Raw genomic sequence first — 13,620 nt, 5'->3', positions numbered from 1 at the left:
ATTAGCTAAGCTCCTCCAGTTTGACTAAATCACGTACTGCGCCTTTATCAGCACTAGTGGCTAATAATGCATACGCTTTTAATGCCGAGGACACATAACGCTCACGGTTAAGCGGTTTGTAAGCAAGCTTACCGCGGGCTAATTGTTTTTGTTTGCGTACTTCAAGTTCTTCATCGCTTATTGCTAAGGTAACTTCACGACTGGCGATATCAATAACTATTTTGTCGCCATTTTCAACGTAAGCAATCACACCGCCACTAGCCGCTTCGGGCGATACATGACCAATAGAAAGCCCTGAAGTACCGCCAGAAAAACGCCCATCAGTAATAAGTGCACATTGCTCTGCTAGGCCTTTTGATTTTAAATAACTAGTTGGGTAAAGCATTTCTTGCATGCCTGGGCCTCCTTTTGGCCCTTCATAACGAATAACCACTACATCGCCTGCTTTTACTTCGTCATTTAAGATGCCTTCAACAGACTCATCTTGTGATTCATAAACTACGGCGGTGCCTTCAAAATGCAGCATTTCATCTACTACCCCAGCACTTTTAACAACACAACCATCAACCGCTAAATTACCCGACAGCACAGCTAAGCCACCATCTTGACGAAAAGCATGCTCAACACTGCGAATACAACCATTTTCACGGTCGTTGTCACCTTCTTCCCAGCGACATTCTTGACTCATGCCTTTCGTGGTACGAATGCCCGCTGGGCCTGCACGATAAAACTTTCGCGCCGCTTCGTTATTAAGATCTGTGGCATCCCACTTTTTAACTAATTCTGCCATGGTCATACCGGCCACATGATTAACCGACATATCCACTAAACCAGCTTTACCTAGTTCACGCACAACCGCCATCATACCGCCTGCACGGTGTACATCTTCTATATGATACTCAGGTGTCGCTGGCGCTACTTTACATAAAAAGGGTGTTTTACGAGACAATGCATCAATGTGCGACATATCAAAATCAACGCCTGCTTCTTGCGCCGCGGCGAGTAAATGTAATACCGTATTTGATGACCCCCCCATGGCAATATCTACCACCATGGCATTCATAAATGCAGTACGGTTGGCAATGGAGCGAGGTAATACTTCATGGTTATCTTTTTGATAATATTCGCGGCATAAATCAACAATGCGTGAGCCGGCTTCAACATACAGCTGCTTGCGATCTTTGTGGGTAGCAAGCGTAGTGCCATTGCCCGGTAATGCCAAGCCTATTGCTTCCAATAAACAGTTCATTGAGTTGGCAGTAAACATGCCCGAGCACGAGCCACAAGTTGGGCATGCTGAGCGCTCGACTTGCTCTGAATCTTCATCGCTTATGTTCGTGTCAGCGCCTTTAACCATAGCATCAACTAAATCAAGCTTGATATCAATGTTAGCAAGTTTGGTTTTACCTGCTTCCATTGGTCCGCCCGATACAAAAATGACCGGAATGTTTAAACGCAATGACGCCAGCATCATGCCTGGAGTAATTTTATCGCAGTTAGAAATACAGATCATCGCATCGGCGCAGTGACCATTCACCATGTACTCGACAGAGTCTGCGATTAAGTCGCGCGAAGGTAATGAATACAACATACCGCCATGCCCCATTGCTATACCATCATCAATGGCAATGGTATTAAATTCTTTGGGGATACCGCCGGCATCTTTAATGGTGTCAGCCATTAATTCACTTAGCTGATTAAGGTGCACATGCCCGGGTACAAATTGGGTAAATGAGTTTACCACTGCAATAATCGGTTTACCAAAGTCAGAATCTGTCATGCCGGTGGCTCGCCACAATGCACGTGCACCTGCGCGTTTACGACCCTCGGTAGTTGTTGCACTTCTTAATTTAGCCATAGTTACCTCTGTTTTGCAGCAGTTACCTACTGCGTCCTCATTCTGAAATTCAATTAGTTAGCTAAGTCGTTGCTTAGTCTACTTTGTATTTATAGTCTTTCTTAACTAGCAAACAACTTACATTGCTTGCTGTTGTATATTTTCCTGCAGAGTGACCTGCTTTACATCCACCAGCTTACTAAGTTGACTGGTTAATAGATAAATAGGTTTGTCACTATCAACGCTCATTGCTACTTGGTAACAACCGTCATCCATTGATAATTGTAAGTCGTTTAATTCAAAGCCGCGGTGGCGCACTACACGTAAAAAGCGCTCAATAGCAGCACTTTGATTTTTTAATGTGATGGTTAAATCATGTTTCATTGTGCTCTCTCCGTCATCATTTCATCATTGGCCGCACCAGGGGGAACTAAAGGCCAGACATTTTCTTTATTATCAATACAAGCATGAACAATATAAGGGCCTGTACTTTCAACCAACGCAGTAATGGCATCGTCAACTTGATTCGCATGCGTAACGGTTTGCCCAGGAATACCAAATACCGCTGCTAACTGCACAAAATCTGGGTTGTCCGATAAATTAGTTTCGCTGTAGCGGCCATCAAAAAACAGCTCTTGCCACTGACGTACCATGCCTAAACGTTGGTTGTCTAAAATAAGTATTTTTACTGGTAAGTTATTACGACGAATAGTCGCTAATTCTTGAATGTTCATCATGATTGAGCCATCACCTGAAACCGTAATAACAAAATCATCAGGCCGTGCTACTTGCGCACCAATTGCCGCAGGTAAACCAAAGCCCATCGTACCTGCGCCGCCGCTACTTAAGTGGTTACTCGGGTGTGAAAACTTCATGTGCTGCGCCACCCACATTTGATGCTGACCAACATCACAACAAACAACCCCTGCTTTTGGCATACGCTGACTTAACTGATTAAGTAAATAAGGGGCAAATACTTTTTCACCTGGGTAATCGTAACGCCACGCATGCTTAGTCATCATTTCTTTATTATGCTCTCGCCACTGTGCATCAGTAACAAAGCATTCAAGTTGCACTAACGAGACTTTTAAATCTGCAATTAACGAGGCTTCTACAGGCTTTCTTTTACCTATTTCTGCAGCGTCGATATCTAAATGGATAACTTTCGCTTTAGCTGCAAATTTAGCTAAATTTCCGGTAACACGGTCATCAAATCGCGCACCTATACACACTAAAACATCGCACTCTTGCACAGCTAAATTGGCCGCTTGGCCGCCATGCATGCCTAACATCCCTAAATCAAACTCATAATCAGGTAACACGCTGCCCAATGCTTTTAAAGTTGATACCGCCGGCATCTGGGTTTTTTCTAAAAACTGCATTAACTCAGTTTGTGCACCCGCGGCTTGTACACCACCGCCTACATAGGCAACGGGCTGTTTTGCTTCGCTTAATAACTGGTTGGCAATAGCTACTTGGTTTAAATCAAGCTCTGGTAAATCATCTTCTGCAGCAAGCCATGGATGAAAAGGCACTTGCGCCATTTGAATATCTTTTGGGATATCAACTAATACAGGACCCGGACGACCGCTTTGCGCTAAGTGTATGGCTTCTTGTAGTGTTTCGGCTAAATCTTCTGGGCGCTCCACCATGTAACTATGCTTAGTACACGACAAAGACATACCTAATACATCTACTTCTTGAAAGGCATCAGAGCCGATTGCCGCTGTCGGTACTTGTCCGGTGATTGCAAGTAACGGTACTGAATCCATCATTGCATCAGCAAGAGCAGTAATTAAATTGGTAGCGCCTGGGCCTGAAGTTGCAAAACACACCCCTAACTTACCCGTACTACGTGCAAAACCCACTGCAGCAAATCCAGCACCTTGCTCATGACGCGTTAAGTAGTGTTTAACTGGCGCGCCATACAAAGCATCGTAAATCGGCATGATGGCTCCACCGGGATAACCAAACACCTCATTTACGCCATGCTTGGCTAATAAATCGATTGTTAACTCTGCGCCTGTCATTAATTTATCCTCATTCCTCAGTGATATACATGTAATACTTGCTTTAAACTAAAAACCTTAAAACTAAAAAGCCCCCCGAACTTGTTAAGTGCGGGGGGCTCTCTAATGCTTATCTTTTTTAAAGCACTAAGTAGCCCCCGCGGTAATAATAATCACCACGATGTTAATCAGGACTAGGTTTAGTGCGTTAGTAAGCATGTAATTAATACCAAAGTTTGTTCATTAACTTGTTCAATATTGCGAAGTAATCATATTTCTTCGCTGTGTTTATGTATTATTACCGCGATGGTGCTTTTAAGTCAACCTAAAAACAATCTAATAAAACCTTTCCCAACGCATTTAAAAGGCATAAAAATCTAATAAAAATAAATGAGTAGATTTATTTCTCTCATATAGCTAAGAAATGATATTTCATACCTGCTAATAGGCTTTTTTATGGTTTGATTAATTTTTAAAAATAAAACGAATTAAAAAGTAATAACGCATCACAGTAAGCAAGTAGCTTCGCTTAAGTAACTCTTTAAGTATTGAACCCTATTATGTGCTCATCGAGCTTTTGAGTGGCGGATTAATGTCTAGTCCTATTTTTTATCAAACTAAAAAATTGCATTTAGCCGTATTTAAATAATCCGCTTTTACTTTAGCCTATAGTGTTGGTTTATTTATCGTGTTGCTTGTCGCTTTGAGATCAACGCTCATCATCAAGTTAAGTCACATTTTTCCTGCTTATTACATTACCGAATAACAAAAATTAAGGTAGTATTTATACTTAAACCACCCGAAGATACGAATTTCAGATGGCATTAAAAGCGATTTAAGCAAGGTATTGACTGCAAATAATAGTCGTTTTTTAACTAATAACGTAAACCAGCCCGTTGGGCGTTACACAGACACTTACTTTCATCGTTGTTACTTCTATAAAGGGGCTGGCATTGTGAAACGCTAAATTATGCATCTTGAGGTGGTTGGGTACCTCTCACTCTGCTTTTTATCTATTAAGGAAAATTATGAATATTTTGCCACGCTTAACAGCCTACTTAACTTTTACACTACTACTAACGAGTTTTGCTAGTAATGCTGAACCTGCCTTGTGGCAAATTGAAAAAGAAGGGGTTAAGTCGTATTTATTTGGCACTGTACATGTTGGCGACAGTACCATGAAAGGACTGTCTAAAAAAGTAACCAACGCCATAAATGCCAGCGAAAAAGTAATTGTTGAAGTTGATATCAGTACCATTAGCCCTGCTGAAATGCAGCGCCGTTCAATGCCATTTATGATGCTTAAAAACGGCCACAAGCTACAATCTCAATTATCACAGCAAAATTACCAAAAGCTCACTGATTACTTTAAAAATAAATCAATAGATATTGCCATGTTCGATAAGTTTGCACCGTGGGCCGTAATGGTCACTATGATGCAAATTGAATTTCAAGAAGCCGGCTTTTCTGAGCAAAATGGTATCGATAAGCAAGTGATTACTTATGCTAAAAGTAAAAACATTCCCATTGGTGAGCTAGAAACGCTTGAGTATCAAATGGAAATGTTCACTAACTTATCGCTACTTAGTAACGAAATGATTGAAGAAACCTTTGAACAACTCGCCGACGTAGAAAGCTACTTTATAAACTTAGTCAATGCATGGAAAACGGGCGATATGGATACCCTTACTGATTATTACAACACCAGCTTTGATGACAGTAATTACGGTGAAATTAGCGAACAAGTGATGCTGATTGAGCGCAACGATAATTGGGTTAAAAGCCTCACTCCACGCATAGGCAAAGAAAAACTATTTATCGCCATAGGCGCGCTACACCTGCCTGAAAAGCACGGTTTATTAAAACAACTTAAAGACCAAGGCTTTACTATCACTCGCCTTTGATTAAACGTCAATGAAGGATATAAACGCTTAGGCAGCTCAACTTAAGCGTTTATATTCCCTAAAAAAGATTCTAACAGGTAACTATATAACGAAAATACTCAGTCAATAACATGATATCTGAAGTCAATATCTGACCCTCTACTATCTGTTGATTGCTTGTTATGTTTACTGGATCTGAAACATTGATTGAATTTGATCATCAAACGTGAATGTATTTAATACCCATTCATTACGAGGTTTATAAAAATAAAACTTCCAACGAAGAACATGTTTATCAAATTTTTGGAGATACAATATTAGCATTAGAGATTCGCCAACTTCTTCTATAGCAGCTACTTCTACACTAATAGTTTTCCCAAAACGCTGTTCAATAACAGGTTGCTGCATCTTCATTTGATCGATTAACGCAAAGTATTCATCATCTGGAACTATGAGGTAAGGTTTTGTAAGCTTAGTTCCTGCTTCCATATTACCTTTGCCCATTTCTGCCATAACACTTTTAGCTAATTCTTTTGCTTTTTCCTTAGAAGGTAAAGTGTCAGCTAATGTATTTAAGCTAAACAAAACTAAACTAAGGATTAATAGTACACTCTTCACGGTAACTCCTTTATATGATGTAAATATAACAGCTTATTCTGTCCCATTTAGCTGGTTAATAGCACTTAAGAACGGCATACATTACACGCTGTCATACATTTATAAACAAACAATTAAAACAACCTACGCTTTAAAATCTGCCATATCTAAATAGTGTACTATGCCGGCTATTTTATCTTTTGCATGGTGGTTTACATAAATTACGGTACTGCTGCCTGCGGCACATATTTTTTCAATCAGTAGTAATACCCGCTGGCGGTTTGCTTCATCAAGCCCTAAACATGGCTCATCCAGGATAAGTAATGTGGGGTGTTTAACCATAGCCCGTGCAATCAGTAGCATGCGTTGATCCCCATACGAAAGCGTTGAAAACGAGCTGCTCTTAAGTTTACTCAAACCTAATAACTCCAGCCATTGGGTTGCTAGGTCTATCTGCTTTTGGGTCGCTTGTTGATATAAGCCAATGCTGTCGTAAAAGCCTGAAATAACTGTGTTAAGCGCAGAAATACTCACTCGATAATCCATATGCAGCGCATTAGATATATAACCAATATGTTGCTTTATATCCCAAATACTTTCGCCGCTGCCGCGTTTAAAACCAAATACTTCAATGTCGTTGTTGTAACACTGCAGATTATCACCGGTGATTAAATTAAGTAGACATGTTTTTCCTGAGCCATTTTTACCACTTAACTGCCAATGCTGACCTTTATTAATAGTCCAATCAAGCTGTGAAAAAATAGACTTATCAGCATATTTAACATGGCCTTGAGTTAGCTTTACTAGTGTTTTATTGGTAAATATGGGGGCGCTGTGTGAGCTGTCTTTATTAGGTATGGTTAGTGTTGTTTGCTGTAAGTGCATTAGCTTAAATAAATCAGCGCGTTGCTGCATATCCGGGTGGCTAAGCTGATGTACTAACTTGCCATTATCCACATAACCAAAGTGGCTAATAAAAGCAGGAATTTCATCTAATCTATTCAGCACGAATACCATACAAGTACGAGCGCTAAGCTCAGTTAAAAAAGCGTTTAACTTTTCGGTCATACTGCTATCAAGACCATCAAAAGGCTCGTCTAATATGACTAATTGCGCGTTACTACTCAGTGCTTTAATTAACATTAGCTTTCGAGTTTCACCGGTAGAAAGTGCTCTGAACTGCTTAGTTAATAATGGTTCGAAGTCAAAATCATCAATTAAACGCTGGCAAAGTGTATGGTCAAACAATGGGTTATCCGCGCTGTGCTGTGCGATTATATCTTGCACCGTTCGCGCTTTGGTTTTTCCATCTAAAATATCATCTTGGTTACAAAGTAGTTCTTCGTTAATGAGCTCTTTTTGCGTTTGCGACGAAACAATTTGATAGCTTACATCATCCTCAGTTCGCTGCCCTTCAATGATCTTGGCATTACCCACCAATAATGCACTGAGTGCAGATTTACCCGCGCCATTTTTGCCAAGCAATACCCAGTGCTGATCAAGTGCTACATGCCAATTAATATTCTTTAAAAGAAACGCTTGATCTGGTTGGAAAGATAAACTGGCATGGACATTTTTTAGTTGAATTAAGGGCACGTTTTAACCTTAGTGAGTGATAACTTAATATTTGAATTTCAATAAAAATACCTGAGTTAGCCCGCGATGGCTAGTCATAACCTGTTAGCAAACAAAACCCCAGCGAGGTCACTGGGGTTTGTCAAAAACAAGTGTGTGCATTAACGGTTTTCTAGGCGATTATAATCAAACAGTCCGTATTCTATTTCGCGGTACTGTTTGGCAACTTGGTGCAAAATATCGCTGTATTGCCAAAACTGTGGATGAGTTCGGCGAATAGCCAGCTCAGCTTTTAAATCACGGTAATCTTGTTCAGTTTTTAACAGCGGCATTTGCTTTGCAAACTCTGACACTTGCTGTTCATTGTGCAAATACCAAATTGCTTCTGGGTAATCGCCAATAAAGCCAGGTACTATTGTTACTGTATCCTCACTATATGCACGTTGCCCCTCTTCGTTTAATAAACTAGAGATATTATAGTGTGCGTTGTGGTGAATTATTGAATAAGCTGCATGCTCGTTATCACCTTCTTTAACTAGCACAAATGATACTTGCGGTAATAAGTTAATCGCTTTTGCCGGCATAGTATTAATTGCCTGCAGATCCTTAGGTACTTTTTTATAATCATAACGCGGACTTAAAACTGGTTTTAATGCTTTTTTAATTAAGCCGTACAGCTCGTGCTGGTGTTCATTTGTCTTGTAAGCAATACCTGTAGGCTGACTAAACTCTTTACTGTCTTCAAAAAATGCGGTTAAGCTTAATGGTGCTTTACGGTACCAATTTGCTTTAAGCTCTTTACGTACTTCTTTTGGTAAAAACGCTAAAAAGTTTTGTTCTCCTTCAAGACGTAAGAAATCCATATAAAGTCGCGTGATCAGTTGATGACCAACATTACCGTATACGTCAAAGCCTGCGACCAATAAGTAATGAATACGCTCAAATAATGCATAGTCTAGTACCCACATAGTTTTTGGTTCTTGGCCTATTAGCCCTTTAACTACGGTAGCACTGTCAAAGTGGCGGAATATAGTCAATGCCGCATTCTTATTAATGCCCTCACCCTGCCATAACATATCTGTAGTAAGGTTTTCGTCGTCCTTAAATATCTTATCCGCTAGTTCAGCTTTAGCTTTGAGGTATTGATTTTGGCGTTTTGAATACTTAACCCAACTTGAGATAGGTAGCGCATTACTTTCTTCTGCCGCAGGAAGTTCCAATGCATCTTCGTGCTGCAATAACATTTCATCAACTGCTGGTGTGGCCACTTTATCAGGATCTGCAAAGGCAACCCAAAATTGGTCATTTATTACATTCAGTGCTATCTGACCACGACAGACTGGTCCTTTAATAAAGCCCATAATTATTAGCTCAGATTCATCAAGCATAAATTGATATTTAGACTTTACCGGAATAGCAGAAAATGTTTTAAACGGGTTAGAAGCTACATCGACTCGATAGCTAGGTAGCTTTTCAACTTTATAATCTTGTTCTATAAACTGCTGATTTAAACGCGCTAGCTTACTGTCATCTAAAGATAGCGGTAAATGTGTTTTTGCTAAAATAGTTGAGCGTTCTTGCATTAAACGATAATAAACACGCTCTACACCTGGGTCATCGTAAGGTCTTCGCGTATTTACTAAATTAATTTCTTGCCCTGGAGGTGTGGTTGAGCGCACTAATTTAAAAAAGCTTTTAGGACCATCTTCAGGAAAGTAAATATGCGCTAAATACCAGTGTTCAAAAATATAACGTGCGGCAAGTTGATACTTTAAGCCATCTTGATTTAAGAAGCTTTCCCAGCGTTTAACTTGTGATAATACCGCTTTACTTGGTGCTTTTATATGCGCCATCTTGCCGCCGTTCTTAAGCCATTTTTCAAGATGCTGAAATTCGCTTCGAGAAACACCAGGTAAGCCATACGGCATACCTGCATGCGGTTTGTTGCTTGCAAAGTGGTTAAACTCGCCCATAGTTGCACAGGTTTGTTCGCGGTTTAGACTAAAGTCAAATTCATCATCAAGTACATCTTCAGCAGGTAAAGGCGAACTTTGCTTTAACACCAAAGCGTTATATAACACAGAGTCTGCCAAGTTGGCCTGCTCAGTCTGGGTGCGCTCATTGAGAACTGGGCTGAAGTTTTTTTCACGCCACTGAGCAGTATTAGTCGCATCATACAATAATCTGCTTGGCTCAGAGGCAAATAACCGAGTGCCATTATATATGCGCTTTTTACTTAAGCCACGATCAATACCTTCTGGGGATGACAGCTTTAATTGACATGGTGCGTCATAACAGCCATGACAAACCACACAGCGTGTATCAAGCACCGGTTTTACGTATTGTAAATACTCAGCACCAGCGCCCGTATTTTCTTGGACCATACGTTGTCGAGTTTGCTCTGGGCCGAACAACTCATCGTAATGAGCAGCACTTAAGTAAGCACAACCACTTAACACCATCAAGGAAACGATTAAAAATAACTTCTTTCTCATTTGTTTACTCTACCTCATCACCTAAATCAAAAGTGGGCATCATATCCACTTGCGGTGAAACAAAAGAACGCTCATCTTCTGTAGTTAGTAAAGCACTTAGTAAGGGCCCTTGCGTTAAGGTAAGTTGCGCTTGGTGTGGTTGCTCTAAAAGTTCACTAAACTGCTTGTTAAGCATGTCTAACTGATAGTCAGCTAAATTAATTGCGATACTACTATCGGCATTTGGATTTTGGCACAGCTGTGTGAGTAACGTTTCATCAAGAGAAACGTTGATTAATAAATCTGGTTGCTCAATATCTCGGGTGTTTAAGGTGTCATCAAAAAGAAATAAAGGCAGTGTGAGATTGCTGTCTTGCTCATGTTCCATAGGGTACTCATTATAATGCTAATCGCGCGTATGACTAATATTATAACAAATATATAAGTTTAGGTAACTACTGGTATTTTCAAGATAGTTCGTACCTATCTCCCCCGGGAATTTCTGCTTCTTTAGTATCACAGGCTCAAATTAAAGTTAATACAACGATTATCAAAGGTAATGTATTTGATTACACTTACATCACCCATTGATGATTGCTGTATTGAAAATACTACGCTTTAGCAATGGTGTTATTACAACTGTTAACGGTAACCATCCAGTGCGCGAGAAAATCACTTGGCTATTCATCACTCACTTCAAGAATACCGACAATGGGCTTATCAATGGGCTTATCAATGGCTTTAAACAATATAGTCCATTTCGGACATAGTTATTTTACCAATGTAAATTTATATCTAAGCAAGTTACGGCTATTAATACTATTTATAACAATGAATTAAATTAATATTATTATCAATCGATGTTTATTTTGAGTAACCTTTAAATGTTTGCTATTGATTATACAAGCAAACAAATATATAAATACGAATAATTATTACTATCATAACAAGTAACAGTAATTCATGAGCATTAAATATTTACCTTTTCTACTTACTCCATTAGCTGCAGTGGCTAACTCTCAAGCAGATATTGAACGGATCACAGTATCTGCTACTAGAAGTACAGCACCGGTTAGCACCGTACCTGCGACGATTAATGTTATTAGCGCAGAAGACATTGCCAAGCAGCTCGCTCATACACAAGATATTTCACAAATCCTCGGTAACTTATTACCTAGCTTTTCGCCTAGTCGCCAAAAAATGACCGGTTCAGGTGAGACATTACGTGGTCGTGAACCTCTTTATATGATTGATGGTGTCCCGCAGACAAACCCACTACGTAATGGTTCACGTGATGGTAATACTATTGATGCAGCTATGATTGAACGCATTGAGGTAATAAGCGGCGCTAATGCAATTCAAGGTATGGGTGCCAGCGGCGGTATTATAAATATCATCACTAAAACACCAGGCGATGATACTCATCAAGTAAGTGCCGGCTTTAGTACGCCAACCTCGGGTGGCAGTGACAGTCAAAGCTACAAAACCAGCTATTTATTCAGTCAAGAAAAAGATGACTTAAGCTTAGTGGGTGGCGTTTCAGCACGTAGCACCGGGATGTATCGCGATGGTAATGGCGATTTAGTCGGCCTTGATGGTAGCCAAGGCGATACCCAAGACTCTCAAAGTCTCGATTTTTTTTTAAAAGCTAAGTACCAGCTGGACGACAACCAAAGTATAAAAATGATGGTTAACCATTACAATATGGAGGGTAATGGTGATTATGTTGCAGTAAGTGGTGACCCAGAAAACGATCTACCAACGACTGCTGAAAAAAATGATATTGAAGGTGAAGCACCACGAAACCGTGTAACAACACTTACCTTTGACTACAACAATACGAATATTGCTGGCGGCACGCTCTCTTGGCAAGTATTTATGCAAGATTTTGCCGCAATGTATGGCGGTGGTAATTTTGCGACTTTCCAAGATCCGGCTTTCGGTGATGATATTTTTGATCAATCACAAAATAAATCACAAAAGTTTGGTAGCCGCCTAACCTACGCCAAAGATAACTTAGCAGACAGTAATTTTGATTTGGTTACAGGGCTTGATTTGTTAAGTGATGAAACCTATCAAGAGCTTTCGCAGACAGGCCGTAATTGGGTACCCGAAACCAAATTTAATAACGCCGCTCCTTTTGCACAATTACGTTTTGATGGCTTTGAAGATTGGACACTTAATGTCGGTACACGTTATGAGTACGGTAAATTAAAAGTTGCTGACTTTACTACTCTTGCTTCTTACGGTAGCCAATTTGTAGAAGGCGGTGAACCGAGCTTTAACGAATTATTAAGCAATGTGGGGGTTGTGTATCAAGTAACAGATGACTTACGCTTTTATGCAAGCTACAGCGAAGGCTTTAGTATGGCGGATGTAGGCCGAGTTTTACGAGGGATCAATCAACCCAATCTGGCAGTGGATAACTTTTTAAATCTTGAGCCGGTTATTTCGGATAACCGCGAAGTGGGTCTTGAGTACGCTAATAATAGCTTTAATTTTAAAGCCGGTTACTTTGAGTCTGACTCTGATTTAGGCGCTCGCTTAGAGGCTGATAGTGATGGTATTTATAGCGTAGAGCGTGAACGTACTGAAATTGATGGCTTTGAAGCAAGTGCCCAGTATTACTTAAATGACAACACAACTTTTGGTGCTAACTACGCGGACACTAATGGCCAATATGACGGTGATGCAGATGGTATAGTGGAAAGCGATTTAGGTGGCAGCAATATATCGCCAACTCGCTTAAACCTATACTGGCAACAACAGTGGCCCAATAGCATAAATAGCCGCCTACAAGTTAATAAACTATTTGATCGTGACTTTAACACCGGCGGTGAGTTTGATGGCTACATCACAGTTGATTTATCAGTTAATTATCAAACTCAGCAATATGGAGCATTTAGCCTAGGCGTTGATAACTTAACTGATGAGTTTTATATCACCTATTACAGTCAAACTAACCCTTCTGCAGCTAGCTACTTTGCAGGCACTGGCCGTGTAGCAAGCGTTACCTGGGACTTTGCTTTTTAAAAGGTGTTTATTTACAAATAAAAGAGCACTCCGGTGCTCTTTTTTAGTGGCTACGGCCACTGCTCCCTTGCACTAAAACTAAACACAGCACAATACCTTCTAACTTTTCTATAGGCATTAAAAAAGGCCACCTAAGTGACCTTTTTAGTAAGTAAATTAGCTAAGCTAATTATTACTTAACGATAGTTGCTACAACACCAGCACCTACAGTG

At 40.1% G+C, this 13,620-nt stretch carries 9 protein-coding genes; 2 read left to right on the top strand and 7 right to left on the bottom strand.

The window, feature by feature from the left end; all coding sequences use genetic code 11:
- Nucleotide 1: 1 nt before the first annotated feature.
- The 3 genes from ilvD to ilvG all read right to left on the bottom strand — a co-directional run bounded on the left by ilvD (nt 2) and on the right by ilvG (nt 3,867).
- Entirely contained in the window at nt 2-1,858 is a 1,857-nt protein-coding gene (ilvD, locus tag ACT3RM_RS05565) for a dihydroxy-acid dehydratase (RefSeq protein WP_441994658.1), read from the bottom strand.
- 117 nt (nt 1,859-1,975) lie between these two features.
- The gene (ilvM, locus tag ACT3RM_RS05560; protein ID WP_441834541.1) at nt 1,976-2,221 is read right to left on the bottom strand and encodes an acetolactate synthase 2 small subunit; all 246 of its coding nucleotides are present in this window, start codon (nt 2,219-2,221) and stop codon (nt 1,976-1,978) included.
- On the bottom strand, nt 2,218-3,867 hold the full coding sequence (gene ilvG / locus ACT3RM_RS05555) for an acetolactate synthase 2 catalytic subunit (protein WP_441993149.1): 1,650 nt from the start codon (nt 3,865-3,867) through the stop codon (nt 2,218-2,220). The genes ilvM and ilvG overlap by 4 nt, the downstream gene beginning before the upstream one ends.
- 1,007 nt (nt 3,868-4,874) lie before the next feature.
- Here ilvG and ACT3RM_RS05550 point away from each other — a divergent pair.
- Nucleotides 4,875-5,750: a TraB/GumN family protein gene (locus ACT3RM_RS05550; protein ID WP_441993150.1), complete on the top strand. Its 876-nt coding sequence runs from the start codon at nt 4,875-4,877 to the stop codon at nt 5,748-5,750.
- Between the two features lie 165 nt (nt 5,751-5,915).
- On the opposite strand, the gene ACT3RM_RS05545 is transcribed toward ACT3RM_RS05550, so the two are convergent.
- The 4 genes from ACT3RM_RS05545 to ACT3RM_RS05530 form a co-directional block, all read right to left on the bottom strand.
- Nucleotides 5,916-6,347, bottom strand: coding sequence for a hypothetical protein (locus tag ACT3RM_RS05545; RefSeq protein ID WP_441993152.1), 432 nt, complete (start codon nt 6,345-6,347; stop codon nt 5,916-5,918).
- Nucleotides 6,348-6,470: 123 nt separating this feature from the next.
- Nucleotides 6,471-7,922 (bottom strand): molybdate ABC transporter ATP-binding protein ModF, encoded by a 1,452-nt coding sequence (gene modF, locus ACT3RM_RS05540; protein WP_441993154.1) that lies wholly within the window; start codon nt 7,920-7,922, stop codon nt 6,471-6,473.
- Between the two features lie 140 nt (nt 7,923-8,062).
- Nucleotides 8,063-10,396 (bottom strand): fatty acid cis/trans isomerase, encoded by a 2,334-nt coding sequence (locus ACT3RM_RS05535; protein ID WP_441993155.1) that lies wholly within the window; start codon nt 10,394-10,396, stop codon nt 8,063-8,065.
- Nucleotides 10,397-10,400: 4 nt separating this feature from the next.
- Entirely contained in the window at nt 10,401-10,763 is a 363-nt protein-coding gene (locus tag ACT3RM_RS05530; RefSeq protein ID WP_441834549.1) for a hypothetical protein, read from the bottom strand.
- A gap of 575 nt (nt 10,764-11,338) precedes the next feature.
- Between ACT3RM_RS05530 and ACT3RM_RS05525 the strand changes: the two genes are divergently transcribed.
- A complete protein-coding gene (locus tag ACT3RM_RS05525) occupies nt 11,339-13,408 on the top strand; it encodes a TonB-dependent receptor (protein ID WP_441994657.1) in 2,070 nt (689 codons plus the stop codon).
- Nucleotides 13,409-13,620: the final 212 nt, after the last annotated feature.

Source organism: Pseudoalteromonas sp. AOP7-A1-14, from assembly GCF_052376275.1.
Taxonomy (GTDB): Bacteria; Pseudomonadota; Gammaproteobacteria; order Enterobacterales; family Alteromonadaceae; genus Pseudoalteromonas.
The sequence above is the reverse complement of the archived record's forward strand: the minus strand, read 5'-3'. Positions and strand labels throughout refer to the sequence as shown.